General features: G+C 64.6%; 15 protein-coding genes. 9 read left to right on the top strand and 6 right to left on the bottom strand.

From position 1 onward, the window contains the following. The first annotated feature begins 143 nt into the window (after window positions 1-143). From AC1ZQA_RS03585 to AC1ZQA_RS03600, 4 genes are read left to right on the top strand one after another with little or no spacing between them, the layout of a single operon-like run. Complete coding sequence (locus AC1ZQA_RS03585) at window positions 144-3,344, top strand: bifunctional diguanylate cyclase/phosphodiesterase (protein WP_482678456.1); 3,201 nt, start codon at window positions 144-146, stop codon at window positions 3,342-3,344. 55 nt (window positions 3,345-3,399) lie between these two features. Next, window positions 3,400-4,269 (top strand): diguanylate cyclase domain-containing protein, encoded by an 870-nt coding sequence (locus AC1ZQA_RS03590; RefSeq protein WP_482676870.1) that lies wholly within the window; start codon window positions 3,400-3,402, stop codon window positions 4,267-4,269. A gap of 40 nt (window positions 4,270-4,309) precedes the next feature. After that, window positions 4,310-4,714, top strand: coding sequence for a hypothetical protein (locus AC1ZQA_RS03595; protein WP_055450439.1), 405 nt, complete (start codon window positions 4,310-4,312; stop codon window positions 4,712-4,714). Then, window positions 4,711-5,097: a CZB domain-containing protein gene (locus AC1ZQA_RS03600; RefSeq protein ID WP_482676869.1), complete on the top strand. Its 387-nt coding sequence runs from the start codon at window positions 4,711-4,713 to the stop codon at window positions 5,095-5,097. Before AC1ZQA_RS03595 ends, AC1ZQA_RS03600 begins: the two co-directional genes overlap by 4 nt. Before the next feature lie 408 nt (window positions 5,098-5,505). Here AC1ZQA_RS03600 and AC1ZQA_RS03605 read toward each other — a convergent pair whose 3' ends face one another. From AC1ZQA_RS03605 to AC1ZQA_RS03620, 4 genes are all read right to left on the bottom strand, one after another. Continuing rightward, window positions 5,506-6,594 (bottom strand): IS5 family transposase, encoded by a 1,089-nt coding sequence (locus AC1ZQA_RS03605; protein ID WP_482678457.1) that lies wholly within the window; start codon window positions 6,592-6,594, stop codon window positions 5,506-5,508. 114 nt (window positions 6,595-6,708) lie between these two features. Further along, window positions 6,709-6,984: a hypothetical protein gene (locus AC1ZQA_RS03610; protein WP_482678458.1), complete on the bottom strand. Its 276-nt coding sequence runs from the start codon at window positions 6,982-6,984 to the stop codon at window positions 6,709-6,711. 117 nt (window positions 6,985-7,101) lie between these two features. Further along, entirely contained in the window at window positions 7,102-8,433 is a 1,332-nt protein-coding gene (locus AC1ZQA_RS03615; protein WP_482678459.1) for a cytochrome c1 protein, read from the bottom strand. Window positions 8,434-8,605: 172 nt separating this feature from the next. Further along, window positions 8,606-8,881 carry an acyl-CoA-binding protein gene (locus tag AC1ZQA_RS03620; RefSeq protein ID WP_482678460.1) on the bottom strand — a complete coding sequence of 92 codons (276 nt, stop codon included), beginning with the start codon at window positions 8,879-8,881 and terminating at the stop codon, window positions 8,606-8,608. Window positions 8,882-9,220: 339 nt separating this feature from the next. On the opposite strand from AC1ZQA_RS03620, the gene AC1ZQA_RS03625 reads away from it, so the two are divergent. The 3 genes from AC1ZQA_RS03625 (at window position 9,221) to AC1ZQA_RS03635 (ending at window position 11,714) form a co-directional block, all read left to right on the top strand. Further along, window positions 9,221-11,068 carry an ABC transporter ATP-binding protein/permease gene (locus tag AC1ZQA_RS03625; protein WP_482678461.1) on the top strand — a complete coding sequence of 616 codons (1,848 nt, stop codon included), beginning with the start codon at window positions 9,221-9,223 and terminating at the stop codon, window positions 11,066-11,068. Between the two features lie 10 nt (window positions 11,069-11,078). Further along, window positions 11,079-11,228 (top strand): hypothetical protein, encoded by a 150-nt coding sequence (locus AC1ZQA_RS03630; RefSeq protein ID WP_482678462.1) that lies wholly within the window; start codon window positions 11,079-11,081, stop codon window positions 11,226-11,228. A 114-nt stretch (window positions 11,229-11,342) separates the two neighbouring features. Further along, complete coding sequence (locus tag AC1ZQA_RS03635) at window positions 11,343-11,714, top strand: hypothetical protein (RefSeq protein ID WP_482678463.1); 372 nt, start codon at window positions 11,343-11,345, stop codon at window positions 11,712-11,714. Window positions 11,715-11,829: 115 nt separating this feature from the next. Here the strand turns inward: AC1ZQA_RS03635 and radA are convergent, their stop codons facing one another. Continuing rightward, window positions 11,830-13,242: a DNA repair protein RadA gene (radA, locus tag AC1ZQA_RS03640; RefSeq protein ID WP_482678464.1), complete on the bottom strand. Its 1,413-nt coding sequence runs from the start codon at window positions 13,240-13,242 to the stop codon at window positions 11,830-11,832. A 92-nt stretch (window positions 13,243-13,334) separates the two neighbouring features. After that, entirely contained in the window at window positions 13,335-14,438 is a 1,104-nt protein-coding gene (gene alr / locus AC1ZQA_RS03645) for an alanine racemase (protein WP_482678465.1), read from the bottom strand. A 163-nt stretch (window positions 14,439-14,601) separates the two neighbouring features. Between alr and lplT the strand changes: the two genes are divergently transcribed. Together lplT and AC1ZQA_RS03655 are read left to right on the top strand one after the other, a co-directional pair. Beyond that, complete coding sequence (lplT, locus tag AC1ZQA_RS03650) at window positions 14,602-15,930, top strand: lysophospholipid transporter LplT (RefSeq protein WP_482678466.1); 1,329 nt, start codon at window positions 14,602-14,604, stop codon at window positions 15,928-15,930. Window positions 15,931-15,932: 2 nt separating this feature from the next. Further along, window positions 15,933-16,736, top strand: coding sequence for a TlpA family protein disulfide reductase (locus AC1ZQA_RS03655; protein WP_482678467.1), 804 nt, complete (start codon window positions 15,933-15,935; stop codon window positions 16,734-16,736). Window positions 16,737-16,776 lie beyond the last annotated feature (40 nt).

The raw sequence follows: 16,776 nt of genomic DNA on the forward strand, positions 1-16,776 counted from the left end.
TTCAAACTCCGTTGGGTACATCGCGCTCTGCGCCAGATGCCTGGGCGCATCGGCGTGATCCAGAGGCGACTCCTGGCAGGTGCGATGCCGTGCCAACCGTGAAGCGCAGACCGAGACCACCCGCGAAGGGGCACTGAACCATCATGCCCGCTCTTGCCGATCACCGCCTGCGCACCATCACCATCGCGGTCTACCTGATCCTTCTTGCGGCCATCGTTGTTGGCACCGGGGGGTATCTGATGGCCGCATGGCGCACCCAGCAGAGCGCGGTGGAGCGCGAACTGACGGACACGGCCACGTTGACTCAGGTGGCCGCGCAGACCCATCTGTCCCAGTACGCACAAGCGGTGGATTTCGTCGCCACGCAGATCCAGGCAGAGGGTCTGAGCGCGCAGCCCGCCAAGGCCGCCGCGCTGCTGAAGCGGATGCAACAGACCCTTCGCGGGTTTGCCGTGCTGAATCTGGTCTCCCCCACAGGCCAGCTTCTGGCCAGCACCGCGCCGCATGCGCAAGGACTGCAAGATGCAGCACAGACCATGCCGAACGTCGCGGGCATTCTTGCCGCATTGCGGCAGCACCCGAACCAGGTCCGGCTGTTTCATCCGGTGCAGGGCCATCTGGCACAGGCGCTCGTGTTGCCGATCGGCCGCCTTGTGGTCACGGCGGGTAGCGAGCAATTCGCGGTGTTCGGCAGCCTGCGGCTGCAGGATGAAAATGCCCTGTACCGTTCGCTGGTTCCGCATCGCGGTGTGGCCAGGCAGCTTCAACTCGGTGTGCAGGACGACGCCGGATATCTGTTCGGCCGCTGGCCGCTGCCTGACCATCTGGATGCCGGGACATTTTTTACACAGCCTCGCGGGGGTGCCATCCATCAGGCATTGGCGGCGCAGCGGGGTGTCAGCAGCGGCCTCATTCATGGCGCGCTCAACGCGGACGCATCGGGGCAATCCTATATCGGCGCGTTCAGTCGGCTGCAGGGCTTTCCCCTGGCCGCGTTCGCCGTGCTTCCCATGGCCGATGTGCAGGCAGCTTGGTGGGATCGGGTCCATATTCCCCTGTTGTCTGCCCTCGCCATCATCCTGCTGTTGACCGGATTGCTCGCGGTGTCGCTGTCCATGCAACGCCAGTGGGTCCGCCAGGCGCGCACGCTCGTCGCTGCGGCCGAGACCGCCGCGGCCAGGAGTGCGGAACTTGCCACGACGTTCGAGGCCTCGACCGAGCGTTTCATTCATATCCTCAATGAACTGCCCGGTGGCCTGATCGTGTTCGACGGCAAGGGCCATGTGCAGTATTGCAGCGCGGGTTTCGCCCGCATGATGGGCCTCGACACCCACCCCAGGGAGTTGATCGGCCGATCCTGGCGCGACATCTGGAAGGCGATCGAGCCCCTGCACGTGGGCGGCGCCGACGCGCTGTCTCAAATCAATATCCTGTTTCACGAACACCGCGATGCCCTCGATGAAGTCTGGCTCGTCGATGGGCGCATCCTGCTGCGCCACTACCACCCCCTGCGGGACCGGCAGCAACAGTCTCTCGGTGCCATGTGGATCTTGCAGGACATCACGGAACAAAAGCAGCAGGAGGAGGAAATTCGCCGTCTGGCCGAGCGCGACGGTCTGACTGGACTGCCCAATCGCCGGGCCTTCCAGTCGTTGATCACCTCGGCGCTCCAACAGCCGAACCGGAACATCACCCTGGGGCTGATCGATCTGGATGACTTCAAGACCATCAACGATCGCCTCGGACATGGCGCGGGAGACGCCGTGCTGCGCGAAATCGGCATCCGCCTGGCCGGGGTGCTGCGGCCGTCGGATCCGTCGTACGCGCAGCGCGGTGTGGATTTTCTGGCACGGATCGGCGGTGATGAGTTCGCCGTCCTGATGGATGACATCCGGTCGGAAGAGGACTTGCACCGCGCCGCAGGACGTATCTTGACGGTCACTCGGGCCCCCGTGCTCATCGACGGACAGTCCGTGCCGGTGCGCCTGTCGCTCGGGCTCGCCACGCTCAAGCCGGGCGAAGACGCCACGACGCTGATGCGCCATGCCGACATGGCGCTCTACGCTGCCAAGAACAGCGGGCGCAACCAGGCGCGCGTGTTCGAACCGTCCATGCAGATGGCGCTCGAGTCCCGGCAGGCGTGGATCACCGCCCTGGAGGCGGCCTTGCGGGACGGCCGCCTCGAACTGCATGTACAGCCCATCCTGACCGTGCGTGCGGGCCAACCCTGCACGGTCACATCCGCCGAATGCCTGTTGCGCCTGCGAGACCCACAAGGCACCCTGCATGCGGCAGGCGCCTTCGAGCATGTGCTCGACGATGCACGCATCTCCGGTCGGATCGGGCGCTGGGTCGTGCAGGAGGCACTGCGTTGGCTGGCCACATGGCACGCACAGGGACTGGCCCTCAGCCTTGCGGTGAATGTCAGCCCGCATCATTTTCTGGGACAGGGGTTCGTGCGCGATCTGCGGCATGCTCTCGAAGCGCACACCGATCTGCCACGCGATACCTTGGTTCTGGAACTGACTGAACGGGGTGCGGTCCTGGATGTCGAGCGTGTGCGTCGTCGGATCGATGTCTGCCGGGATCTGGGCGTGCAGGTCAGCCTGGATGATTTCGGCACGGGCAATGCCAGTCTGGTGCATCTGCAAGACTTGGCGATCTCGACCATCAAGGTTGAACGCCGATTCGTCAGCGACATTCTGGAGGATGCCCGCGATCTGAGCATCACCCACGGTCTGGTGACCACGGCGCGCATGATGGGCGTGCGCGTGGTGGCCGAAGGCGTGGAGACACCAACGCTCGCCCAGGTCCTCGTGGCCATGGGCTGCATGCACCTCCAGGGGTATGGCATCGCCCGCCCCATGCCGGCATCGGCCTTCGGCGCCTGGCTGCAGACATGGCCGCAGCTTCTCCCATGGAGTGCGGCGTTGGGCGCCCCCCAGACGCTCGCCTCTGACGGAGTCGAGGCCATCGTGTCGCTCGACACCAGCCTGCGCCAGCTGCTGCAGAACAGTCTGGACGAGAGCGAACGTCAGCGCCTGTGTGCAACGGACGCGCACCTGCACTGCAATCTGGGACGTTGGTGTGGACGGCACGCAGGCATGTGGGGCAACCGCCCGGAATTCCGGCGCCTGCAGCAACGTCATCTGGCCCTTCACGCGCAGGCGCGTCAGTGGCTCGTCGCCGCCGATACCGATCGCTCGGCGCTGGAGCAAAGCATGCGCGCGCTCAGCGCCGAGGTGCGGGCCGCCTTCTGGGAAACCACATTACAGGCGGAACCTCCGGTGCCGCACGGGGTGTTCGTCCTGCCGAGTGACCCAGCCGCGGATCGTCGGATTTGAACGGCACCCACCGCACGACTTGCCCCCGCCGCGCACCTGCAATGGACCATCCATCATGAACCACTCTGCACATGTGTTGCCGTCCCGGCAGCGTCTTCTGGTTCTCGGCGGCGGGCGCGGAGGAACCGCCATGCTCGAACTGTTCCTCGGCGATCCGCTGGTCGAGATCGTCGGCGTCATGGACAGTGATCCCCAGGCCCCGGCCATGGCCCTGGCTGCGCAGCAGGGGATCGCGTGCTTCACCGATCTGACGCAAGCCATCGCGGTCTGTCGCCCTTGCATGGCGTTCAACCTCACCGGGGACGAGGCAGTCAGCACCTTTGCGCAGGAACACCTGGGCAATGCCAACGTGGTCGGCGGATTTCAGGCGCACTTTCTGTGGAACCTGCTGACACGGCTGAAGCAGACCAATGACCAGATCACCCATCTGGCCTATCACGACGCCCTCACGGGCCTGCCCAATCGCACCCTGTTCTACGACCGCCTCGCCCAGGCTATTGTCAGGGCCCGCCGCGCGCAGGAGAGGTTTGCCGTGCTCTACCTCGATCTGGATGGCTTCAAGACGGTCAACGATTCCTTCGGCCATGATGTGGGCGATGCCCTGTTGCGAGAAGCCGCGCGGCGTATCCAGGCGTGCGTGCGCGAGTCCGACACCACGGCCCGGATGGGCGGCGATGAATTCACCGCGATCCTGAACGACATCAAGGCGCCTGAAAACGTCCAGCGTGCAACCGACTGCCTGCTGCGTGCACTTTCAAGCCCGTTCGTTCTGAGCGGACGAAACTGTCAAGTCGGCGCCAGCATCGGAGTTGCCATCTACCCGGACAACGCCACGACCGCCGAACAGTTGGTCAAGAGCGCAGACGCCGCCATGTACTGGGCCAAGCAAGGCGGCAAGAATCGCTGCCGATTGTTCGGCCAGTGAATTTCAAGATGGAATCGCATCAACACACAGAATCGCCATCATGGACAACACCAAAAAATCCATTGAACACAGTCAGGTCGATGTGGACTGGAATCACCCCGAACTGCAGGCCCTGCTGGCCAAGATCGAGGGCCTTCGCCTGGACAATCGCGGCATGTTCAAACCCCGCCCCGTGGTCATCCGCACCTTCTGGCCCCAGGCCGATGTGCTGGGCCCAGGCACCCTCACCGGCAATGATGGCAAAGGCAATTGGGTGGTGATGACGGAGTTCCCCATGGACATCGGCACGGGGCTGACCATCGGGCAGGAGATCGAGGAACTGGGCACCACGGTGCATTACCTGTGTGAGGTGCGGCAGTGCCGGCGGGGGCAGCGCCCCGAAGATGTCGATCGCCCCGTGTTCATTTCCACCTTGTTCTGTCAGCGCAGCAAGACGCAACCATGACCCTGAACTTCTTTTCCGCGACCAAGGCGCACCAGGACTGGAAAAAGCGCCTGCTGCAGTGCGTCTGTGACAACTGCAACGACAACCTCGATCCCGAACGGATTGCCAAGGACAACCTCTGCGCTCTGGGGATGTGGCTTTATGAGCGCAAGGCCCAGAATCCCATCCTGTCCAAGGACGCGAACGCGCTGTTCACCCGCCTGCTGGAAGAGCACGCCCAGTTTCACCTGGCAGCCGCGCAGGTCGCCAGAATGGCCTTGGAGGGACAACGTCAGGAGGCACTCACCCAGTTGCAAGGTGGAGACTACGCACGCATCTCCAACCGAGTCATTGCCACACTCGGTGAGTTGTATCTCAAGCGGCGTGAATTTGGGATGGATTAGCTGCAGTGTTTGAGGACTACGGCGGTTGCCATGCACTGACCCCAACGACCAAAAATCCCGCGATCGCGTGAACAATTTCACGCCATCCCCTAAAGATTGCGGCCACCTCGGGGTTCTACCCCTGGATCGACTTTACGTTCGCCATAAAAATTGCGTCAGATTGATGTCAGAAAGCTCAACTTCGAGCAAATCAATTCTGACATTGATTTTTCGCAAAAGAATGGAGACATGCAGTGCACACTACGGGGATGGGTCTAACAGGCCGTTGAAAAAGTGCTCACCGAACTTGCGAAGTTCGTGGATTTCGAAGAAACGAGTGGCCCGGATCCGCATGCGAGGTGATTTCGAGGGCCATTTCGGCCTGTTTGCAGGCCTTTTTTCCCCTTTCGGGCGCACGTATCCCACGGCTCACGCATGATGCGCGTCCCACCAACCGCCGATTGCCCCAAGGCGCACCAGGTTGTAGGTGGCAAAGCACAGCAGCGCTTGGCCCGTGAGCTTGGCCTGGCCGATGAGCTTGGTCTTGGCCAGGCCACCCACCGTCTTGATCCAGCCAAAGGCCTCCTCGATGCGCTTGCGCACTTTGAGGCTGGTCTTGTAACCCTCGTTCCGGGTGATGCGACCATCCACCGCCGAGTGCTTGTCCTTGGCCGCCACGCGCGGCGTGACCTTGAGCGTTCTGCAGCCTTTGAGGAAGTCCTTGGTGTCGTACCCCTTGTCGGCTGCGACCGTGGCCCGCTTGTTTCTGTTGCCCCGGCGTTTGAGCATGGCCAGCGCCGCCTCGCGCTCTGCGGTGCCGCTGGCATGGGTGATCTCGACATCCACGATCAGGCCGTTGCGGTTCTCCATGAGGATGTGCCCCATGTGGCACAGACGGGACTTGTCCCCTGGGGCTTTCTTGTAAAGCCGGGCATCGGCGTCGGTGGTGCTGGCGTGGGTGTCGTTGCAGCGCTGCTGCCCTTTGAAGTCCACCTCGGGGTTGCGCCCGGGCGGGCTGGCGCTGTCATCGTCCTTGCGCTTGAAGCTCTTGTGAGAGGCCCAGGCTTCAATGAGCGTGCCGTCCACGCTGAAGTGTTCGTCGCTGGCGAGCTTGCCCCATTGGGCGCTGAGCTTGACGCGTTCGAAGAAAGCGCGGGCCAGGTCCTGGTTGAACAGGCGTTCGCGGTTGGCGCTGAAGGTGGAGTGGTCCCAGACCTTGTCCTCGATGTTCAGGCCCACGAACCAGCGGTACAGCAGGTTGTAGTTGACCGCCTCGACCAACAGGCGCTCGCTGCGGATGGAGAACAGGATCTGCAGCAGCAGGGCCTTGAGCAGCATCTCCGGCGGCACCGAGGGTCGGCCACGGCGGGCATAGGCCGCTTCAAACTCACGGTTCATCGTTGCCAGCAACGCATCAACCACCGCGCGCAACTTGCGCAGTGGGTGGGCCTGCGGCACGCGCTCTTCAAGGCTGATGTAGCTGAACATCGCTCCCTGGAAATCCTGGTTGCCCCTCATCGTCTTCGTCTGCGTCGTTCTCGGGTGGCTTCAGATCGTAGTGGCCGACGCGAGCGTCCGCAGGGGATTTTTCAACGGCCTGCTAGGTGGGGGCGTGCGTTTTCGCCTGATCGCTCAGGCCGTCTGCGCCTCGTCCGGCTGGCTGCAGGTCCATTTTTCGCCCATGTCCGAGGACAGGTAGCCGATCAGCCGAAAGTTGTCCTGCACCGCCACGTCGAACCGGGTGCGGTAGATCGCCACGCCGTAGGCGCCGCGCAGACGCGCATGCTCGGCCTTGGCCAGCGACTCGACCGTGGTCTGGCTGCCGATGGCAATGACATAGCTGTGCTGCTCGGCTTCGCCATGGTGAAAGGCCTGGGCGAAGTAGATAGGGTTTTTGGGGGCTTCCATGATGCTCTCCAGTACTTTGCAGTGTATCGACTTAGCATCCAAGCGGCCTTAGGGGGTCAGGAAAACACCGAATTATGAGTCCTCCCCCATCGTAGGGGAGGAATAAACCAGTGGCCCTCAGATTGCAAGCCACATGTAAAGGTAGAGGCTGTTATTAGCGCTCGCGCCCTGGCTCGTTCCGTTCAGCTTGTTGTAGGTCGTGTACTGCAATCCCAGGCGCAAGTTTTTCTCCGGGTTCGTCCAGCTCTGACCGAAGGGATTCCAATCCAGTTCCCAAACGACGCCATTGCTTTGGACGTTCGACCCAAGGGCAGCTGTGCCGGTGACGTTGAAATACTGAATCGTCGCGCCGTAGGTATTCTGAATCCAGTATGCCGCATTCAAGTTCAGCGTTTTTGCTGTATCACTGGGGTAGGCGCCGGCAGACTGGTCATAGCTCGTTTTCTCCTGCATATACAAGCCATTGACTGTCAAGCTGTGACTGTCGCCATCAATGTACTGGTAAGTGGCATCGATGCCGATATCTTTCACGCTATCTGTGCCAGAACCTCCCGTGATCGTCGGCGGCTTCATGTTCATGCCGAGGATGCCGCCTTCATAGGTACTCGATCCTTCGGTGGTCGAGTAGTTCGCCCGGAAATAAGGTGCGTACCCGGTGACGCCCCAACCGCCGGTATGCAGCAAGTCGCCCCAGCGGCTGGACAGCCCGTGATAAGCGCCGCCCTCAAAGTACCAATGGTTGTCGATAAGCGTATAGGCCGTTGTGCCCAGCACAGTCCCACCCAGGCTCGCCATGAGCGGTGAGAAAGGAACGCCCCCGCTGATCGGGCTGGTCATGAACCCGTACTGCCATGCTGGCACCGTGTTCCAGACGTCAGAGACCGTTGGGTTGTTGTTTATGGAAACACCGAATATCCCCGAGGTGTTGCCTACCTTGTAGTTATCGGCGTAGCGAATGTCCGTGTTATCCCACGCCAAGTTAGCTGGCTCGGCGGTCTCTGAATAGGTGGCCTGTCCCATCATCCCAATATGGTCGGTCAGGCGCCCTGCGAGAAAGATGGACGCCTGTTGCAAGGCGACGAAGTTGTCATTACCGTGCATGCCGTTGTAGAAGGGTGTCTGATCCTCTGTGGTGTGTGTGTACGAGGATACGAGCATCGCGGATAGTGGGATGTGTTTCTTGCCATCCGTCAGTGTGTAGCCGCTGAGCTTGAAGGCGCGGCCGAAGGGCGTGAGCTGCGGGCCGAAGCCACCGACATGGCAGGCAATGCAGTTTTGTCCGGTCTGGCGGGCAAAGGCCGGCACGGCCTGCGCCGGGGCGGCCCACCACAGGCAGGCGATCAGACTGGCGAGAAAAGTGAAGGCGAGCCGCAGGTTTGCGACAAGGCGGCTCAGGCGCGTGATGGCGCGGGACTGCAATGAAAAGAGTGAACGCTTGGGAATGGACATGATGACCTCCGTGTTTTGCCAGCCAGCGCTGCGACAAATTGGCGCACGTCACTGGGAGGGTTTTGTCATGTCTGCATTCTGGGCGTCGCCTCGTGGCCAGGGTTGATGCACGTCAAATACATCAAGGGACATGAATGTAATTGGACGTAACCCTGCGGCGCTCTGGATCGGCTCACTCCAGGAGGGTGTTGATCTTGTCGATATACGCCTGCATGGCCTCGGCACGCGCAAGGCCCTTGCGCGCTTGCCAGGCATCCCATTTGGCACGGGCAACAAAATCGGTCATGCCGGGGCGCTCGCCGGTGACGTCGCCCGCGCTGCCTTGCTTGTACAGGCCGTAGAGCTGCAGGAGAGTCTGGTTGTCCGGGCGGGTGGTGAGGGTCTTGGACTGGGCGATGGCCGCGTCGAATGCGGCTTGCAGCGCGGCGGGAATGGGAGAGTCGGTCATGGAAAAAGCACGGTCGTTCGAAAGTGCGCATCATACGGCCGGGGCGGGCATGAAGGCGACACTGAATCAGTCCTTGTGATGCTGCGCGCCGGGCTATGGGATGGGATGCAAGGAGCACACCAAGACAATAGCCCAAGCTATGGCGAGGATGTGCAACGCCGCAGACCGCCCGTTGGCCGGATGCGCGGCGCGCAGGGGACTTGTTCGGTGTTGCCTTAAGCCCAACCTCAGGCAGCGCGTCTACGCTGCGGTGTCAGCGTGGCAAGTCCACGGTGTGACGATGGCTGGAACCTCGCAGGCACAATGCGCCAGCCTTGTCTTTCAGGAGCCTCTCGACCCATGCAGCCTCAAGCCTCTCCCCAGTCGTACCGCTTCGCCTTCCGGCATTTCTACGCGCTGGCCAAACCCTACCTGGTGTCGGATCAGAAAAAGACCGGCTGGGGCCTGTTGCTGCTGGTGTTGGCGATGAATCTGGCGCTGGTGTGGGTGAACGTCAAGCTCACGCAGTGGAATGGCGACTTCTTCAATGCCCTGCAGGCGAAGAACTTCGGCGCGTTCAAGCAGTTGCTGCTGTATTTCACCGGGTACGCCTTCCTCTACATCGCGCTGGCAGTGTATTCGCAATATTTCTTGCAGATGCTGCAGATCAACTGGCGGCGCTGGATGACCGAGGTGTTCCTCAAGGACTGGCTGGTGGGCGGCACGCACTACCGCATGTCACTGCGCCAGGGCAACGCCGACAACCCGGATCAACGGATCGCCGACGATATCGGCGGGTTCATCAACGGCAGCCTCAACCTGTTCTTCGGCTTCGTCTCGTCGCTGGTCACGCTGTTTTCCTTCCTCATCATGCTGTGGGTGCTGTCGGGCGCGGTCACGCTGTTTGGCGTCACCATCCCCGGCTATATGGTGTGGGTGGCGATTCTGTATGCCGGGGTGGGCAGTGTGATCGCGCACTGGGTGGGCAAGCCGCTGATCCGCCTGAACTTCAACCAGCAGCGCTTTGAAGCGGACTTTCGCTTCGGTCTGGCGCGCACCCGCGAGCATGACGAGGGCATCGCGCTGTACAACGGCGAGCAGCGCGAGCTCGACGGGCACCGCGACCGTTTCGCCAATGTGTGGAGCAACTGGTGGGGCATCATGCGGCGGCAAAAGCTGTTCACCTGGTACACCGCGTTCTACGGCCAGCTGGCGATCATCTTCCCCATTCTGGTGGCCGCGCCGCGCTACTTTGCCGGGCAAATTCAACTGGGCGGGCTGACGCAGACCGCGCAGGCATTCGGACAGGTGCAGGGCGCGCTGTCATGGTTCATCGGGGCGTACACCAGCATTGCCGACTGGCGCGCCACCGTCGAGCGTCTGCACACCTTCGTCGAGGCGATGCGTGCCGCACAGCAGGCGCCGCATCAGCCCACGCCCACCGCGCCTGCGGGGCTGGGCGCGCAGGCACCTGCTGGCGTGGTGCCGCTGCGCAGCGCGCGCGAGTCGGTCGCGCTGGGCGATCTGCTGCTGCTCGCGCCCGATGGCCGGCCGCTGCTGCAATGCGCCGGTGAGCACATCAGTCGCGGCCAGCACACCCTGTTCACCGGGCCGTCGGGCAGCGGCAAGAGCACCCTGGTGCGCTGGCTGGCCGGCATCTGGCCGTATGCGCTCCATGCCGACCATGCGCACGCGCCGTCGGGCCGCACATTGTTTTTGCCGCAAAAGCCGTATCTGCCGCTGGGCACGCTCCGGCAGGCACTGACTTATCCGCTCAGCCCGGACCAGTTCACCGAGGCGCAGATCAACGAGGCGCTGCAGCTCGCCCGGGTGCCGTATCTGCAGGCTTCGCTCGATCAGGTCGACACCTGGATGCAGCGCCTCTCGCCCGGCGAGCAGCAACGGCTGGCGGTGGCACGCGCGCTGCTGGTTGCGCCCGACTGGCTGTTCATGGACGAGGCCACCAGCGCGCTCGATGCGCCCACCGAGCGTGCGATGTACGCCCTGCTGCTTCAGCGTCTGCCCGGCGTCACGCTGGTGAGCGTGGCGCACCGCGCGGGGGTGGTGGCGTTCCATCAGCAGATTTTCGCGGTCGAGCCTGACCCCGGTGGACAGGGCACGGCGCGCATGGTGCGGCGCGAGGCCGATGCCGTGCAGCAGGCCGCAAGCGCGCAGGACGCCCTGCCCGGCGCACCGGCATTTGCCTGAGCCGCGGCGCATGCTGCGTTCCGACGTGCTGTCTGACGCCAGCTTCGATCAGCCCTTTGCGCTGCTGCGCGGCTGTCATGCGCGAGTGAGCGTGGCGCAGCTTGCCGCGATGGGGCAGGAGATGGCAGCGCGTCGTGGGGTGCGCTGGCAGGCAGCCTGACGGGTCGGTTCCGCTCCAGCCCGAACGCATTGAAAGACGGTTGCCTGTCGCGGATTGGTGTCTTGCAGCGTTATGCAGAACATGGCTCACTCTGAAACGACCAAGGCACACACCATGCGCGCTCCTTCTCTCCGTATTTCGCCGACCCGCCGCGCGGCGCGGGTCGTGCTGCCCACACTTGCGGCGCTTGTTCTGGGAGGCTGCGTGGTTGCGCCCGTAGCGTCCCCATACGGCTATGGCTATGCAGAGCCCGGTTATGAAGTTGCCACCCTGCCGCCGCCGGCGCCGCGCTATGAAGTCGTGGGTGTTGCGCCCTACCCCGGTGCCATCTGGATCAATGGCTACTGGGGCTGGAACAGCGGCCGTTACGTCTGGAACCGCGGCTACTGGCACGCGCCGCGCCCCGGCTACCAATGGGTGCCGTATCGCTGGGTGCCGCAAGGTGGCGTCTGGCACGGCCAGGGCGGGCGCTGGGAACGGCGCTGAGGCGCCCGCAGAGGCGCTGCCGGGTCAGGCGGTGACGCTCTTGATCCACCCGTCATGCTGATTGCGGGCGCTGGTCACCGTGACCTGGCTCCAGAACAAGTCCATTCGCCCGGTCTCAAACCAGTCCGCGCACCACGTCCAGTGCTTCGTCGATGCGGGAGACCGGGTGCAGCGCCAGCCCTTCGAACTTGCGCGCGGCGCCTTTGGGGGCATTGGCGGCCGGAATGATGGCCGCGGAAAACCCCAGCTTGGCGGCTTCGTGCAGCCGCTCCTGACCCCGCGGTGCCGGGCGGATTTCACCCGCGAGGCCGACCTCGCCGAACGCGAGCAGGCCGCGTGGAAGCGCGCGGTTGCGCAGCGAGCTCTGGATCGCCAGCAGCACCGCCAGGTCGGCCGCCGGCTCGGTGATGCGCACGCCGCCGACGGCGTTGACGAACACGTCCTGGTCGCCGCTGGCCACCCCGGCGTGGCGGTGCAGCACGGCCAGCAGCATCGCCAGCCGCGCGGCGTCCAGACCGACCGACAGCCGGCGCGGGCTGGGCGCGGCGGCGCTGTCCACCAGCGCCTGCACCTCGACCAGCAGCGGGCGGGTGCCTTCGAGCGTGGCGAGCACGCAGGTGCCCGGCACCGGCTCGGCATGGGTGGAGAGAAAGATGGCCGAGGGGTTGGACACGCCCTTCAGGCCATGCTCGGTCATCGCGAACACGCCGAGCTCGTTGACCGCGCCATAGCGGTTCTTGATCGCGCGAATCAGCCGGAAGCGCGACTGGGTGTCGCCCTCGAAATACAGCACCGTATCGACCATGTGTTCGAGCACACGCGGGCCAGCGAGCGCGCCCTCCTTGGTCACATGGCCGACCAGCACCAGGGTGATGCCGCTGGCCTTGGCCGCGCGGGTGAGCTGCGCCGCGCATTCACGCACCTGCGACACCGAGCCGGGCGCAGAGGACAGCGCCTCGGTGTAGACGGTCTGGATCGAGTCGATGACGGCCACCGCAGGACGCTCGGCAGCCAGGGTGTCGAGCATGACTTCGAGCTGGGTTTCGGCCATCAACCGCACCGGCGCGTCTTTCAGCCCCAGGCGCTGCGCGCGCAGCGCGACCTGCGCGGCCGATTCCTCGCCGCTGATGTAGAGCACGGGCAGAGCGGACGACAGTGCGGCCAGCACCTGCAGCAGCAGCGTGGACTTGCCGATGCCCGGATCGCCGCCGAGCAGCAGCACGCCGCCGGGCACCAGGCCGCCGCCGAGCACGCGGTCGAGTTCGTCGATGCCGCTGGGCTGATGGCGATGACGCTCGGCCTGCACCTCGGTGAGCAGCACCGGGCCGCTGGGCGCGGTGAGGCCGCCGCGCCCGGCAAATTGCGCTGCCGCAGCGCCGTGGCGCGCACCGGGGCGAGCGGCGTCCGATGCGCGTTCCACCGTTTCCACCAGGGTGTTCCACGCCTGGCAGTGCGGGCACTGGCCCTGCCACTTGGCGGACCTGCCGCCGCATTCGGAGCAGATGTAGACGGATTGAGGTTTTGCCATGATGGATGGGTTCAGAATTGCGCCGGGCCGCTCCAGGAGTGTCTGGCTCCTTGAGTGGAGAACCGAGCGGAGCGGAGGTTTTCGGGGTGGGCTTACTCCACCCGGACCGGCACGCGGGCGGCCAGCGCGCACATCAGCTCGTAGCCCAGGGTGCCCGCTGCGGCGGCGACGTCGTCGATCGGCAGCTCGGCCTGCGCGTCCTGACCCCACAGCAGCACCGGGCTGCCGATCCTGGGTTGGCCGCCGGCGGCGAACACCGGTTCCAGATCGACGGTGATCATGTCCATCGACACCCGGCCCACCACGCGCGTGCGCACACCGTCCACCACAATGGGCGTGCCGTTGGGGGCGACGCGCGGATAGCCGTCGGCATAGCCGCACGCCACCACGCCGATGCGCATGGCGTGTGCGGCGGTGAAGCGGGCACCGTAGCCCACGCGCTCGCCCGCCGCAATGTGCTGGATGTCGATGAGCTCGCTGCGCAGACTCATCGCCGGTTGCAGCCCCCAGTGCGCCGCGTCCGGCGCCAGCCCGGTGGGCGAGCTGCCGTAGAGCAGGATGCCCGGTCGCACCCAGTCGGCCACCACGCGCGGGTCGGCGCCATGCATCAGCACGGCAGCCGAGTTGGCCAGGGTGCGCTCGCCCGGCAGCGCGCCCACGCCGCGGGTGAAGCGCTCCATGGCGGATGCAATGCCGCCTGCCTCGTCGGCACAGGCGAAATGGGTCATGTGCGTGATCTCGCCGACCTGCGGCAGGGCGTTCAGGCGCTCCCACGCGCTGGCGTAGGCCTCGGGCATGAAGCCCACGCGGTTCATGCCCGTGTTCATCTTCAGAAACACGCGGTGCGTGCGGTTGCTGCGGTGCACCGCCAGCCAATCGATCTGCTCGCGGCAGTGCACCACATGCCACAGGTTCAGCCGCTCGCACAGCGCCAGGTCTTCCGGCGCGAAACAACCTTCGAGCAACAGGATGGGGCCGACCCAGCCCAGCGCGCGCAGCTTCTCCGCCTCGGCCAGATCGAGCAGGGCAAAGCCGTCTGCCGCGCGCAGTGCGCCATAGGCGCGGGCGATGCCGTGGCCGTAGGCATTGGCCTTGACCACCGCCCAGACCTTGCTCCGGGGTGCAGCCTGCCGCACGCGGGCGAGGTTGTGAGCGAGCGCGGTCGTGTGGATGACGGCGGAAATCGGGCGGGGCATGGTGGCGCGATCGGGTGGGGATGGCGGTCATTGTCGCAAATCGCCTGTGCTATAAACCGCGGCAGCCTGCGGGGGGAGACAAACCGTCGCGCGCCCTCGAGATCCCTTTCCCAACTTTGCTCCACGACCAGACACAGGGCCCCGCAGTGCAGGCAGCCGTTCGATGAAAAAAGGCTTTTACTGGATCATGGCGGCGCAGTTCTTTTCCTCGCTGGCCGACAACGCGCTGCTGATTGCCGCCATTGCCCTGCTGGTGCAGATGCAGTCTCCGGACTGGATGACGCCGCTGCTCAAGTTCTTTTTCACCATCTCGTATGTGGTGCTCGCCCCCTTCGTGGGTGCTTTCGCCGATGCCATTCTGAAATGGAAGGTGATGTTCATCACCAATCTGGTGAAGGTGGCCGGGCTGGTGCTGATGTTGCTCTCGGTGCATCCGCTGCTGGCCTACGGCGTGGTCGGGCTGGGGGCGGCAGCCTATTCGCCGGCCAAGTACGGCATCCTCACCGAACTGCTGCCGCCGCAGCAACTGGTGGCGGCCAATGGCTGGATCGAGGGCACCACGGTGAGTTCCATCATCCTCGGCACGGTGCTGGGTGGGTTTCTGGTCAGCCAGGCGGCGTCGAACCTGTTGCTCGGACTGCCCGGTTTGGCTGCGGTGGGCATCAACACCACGCCGGAGGCGGCCATTCTGGTCATTACCCTGGTGTATCTGCTGGCGGCCTTGTGCAATCTGCGCATTCCCGACACCGGCGCGCGCTACGAAAAGCAGAAAACCCGACCGCTTGCGCTGCTGATGGATTTTGCCCACTGCACCAAGGTGCTCTGGACCGACAAGCTGGGGCAGATTTCCCTGGCGGTCACCACCCTGTTCTGGGGCGCAGGGGCCACGCTGCAATTCATTGTGTTGAAGTGGGCCGAATACGCGCTGGGGCTGGACCTGACCATGGCCTCGGTGATGCAGGCAGCCGTTGCGCTGGGTGTGGCGGTGGGGGCCATCAGCGCGGCGGTGCGTGTGCCGCTGAAGAAGAGTCTGAGCGTGCTGCCGCTGGGCGTGGGCATGGGGCTGACCACGGTGCTGCTGGCGTTTTTCAACCGCGATCTGCTGCCCGATGCGCAGATGCATCTGTGGCTGGTGCAATTGCCGCTCTACATGCTGATTGCCTATGCATTCATGGTGTTCATCGGTGCGCTGGCCGGCTACTTTGTGGTGCCGATGAACGCCCTGCTGCAGCACCGCGGCTATGTGCTGCTGTCGGCGGGGCATTCGATTGCGGTGCAGAACTTCAACGAGAACGTCAGCGTGCTGCTCATGCTGCTGTTCTACGCCCTGCTGATCCGCCTGAACCTGCCGATCCCCTGGGTGATCGCGCTGTTCGGCACGTTCGTCACTGCGTCGATGTTCCTGGTCATTCTCTGGTATCGCCGCAATCAGCGCGAGCGCGACTGGACCCAGCTCATCGGCGAAGCGCGCCACGACGGCACGCACGTCTGAACATGGACGCGCTGCGCCTGGGCCCCATCGTCCTGCCCTGGGCGCCGCTGCTGCTGGTGCTGGGCTACGCGGTGGCGGTGTGGGTCGCCGCGCTGGCGCAAAAGGCCGGGCGTGGCAATGCCGAGCCCGCGCTGTTGCCGCTGCTGGTACTGGCGCTCGTGGCGGCGCGCGCAGTGTTCGTGCTGCGGCATGTCGCGGACTATTCCAGCGTGTTGCAGATGATCGACATCCGCGACCGCGGTTTCGATCCGCTGGCCGGCTGGCTGGCCGCGGTGGCAGGGGTGGGCTTCTGGGCCTGGCGGCGGCCAGGCCTGCGTCGCAGCCTGCCGCTTGCCGCTGCATCGGGAGCGGCCGTCGTGCTGGCCTGCATGGGCTTGCTGAGCCTGCTTGCGCCGCCGCGCCCGCCGCTGCCCGACATCACCCTGCAGTCGCTGAACGGCCCGCCGCTTGCGCTGACCGGCCTGCGTGGGCAGCCGCTGGTGGTCAATCTGTGGGCCACCTGGTGCCCGCCGTGTCGGCGCGAGCTGCCCATGCTCATCCAGGCCGCGCAGCAGCAGACCGGGGCGCGCATCGTGCTGATCAACGAGGGCGAAGCCGCGCAGCGCGTTGCGGCCTATCTGCAGCGTGAGCAGCTTGGCAAACCTGAGGTGCTGCTCGACCCGGGCAGCCGCCTGCTGGCGCACTACCAGTCTCCCGGCCTGCCCACCACGCTGTTCGTCGCGGCAGACGGCACGGTGCGGCGCGTGTTGATTGGCGAACTCTCGGCAGCAACCCTGCAGCAGGGGATTGCGGCGTTGCGGAAATAGACAACCACATGACACGCCGTGGTGCGGCGCGGCGCGCGGT

The sequence above is a fragment of the Thiomonas sp. DCM-2 genome (assembly GCF_056820905.1).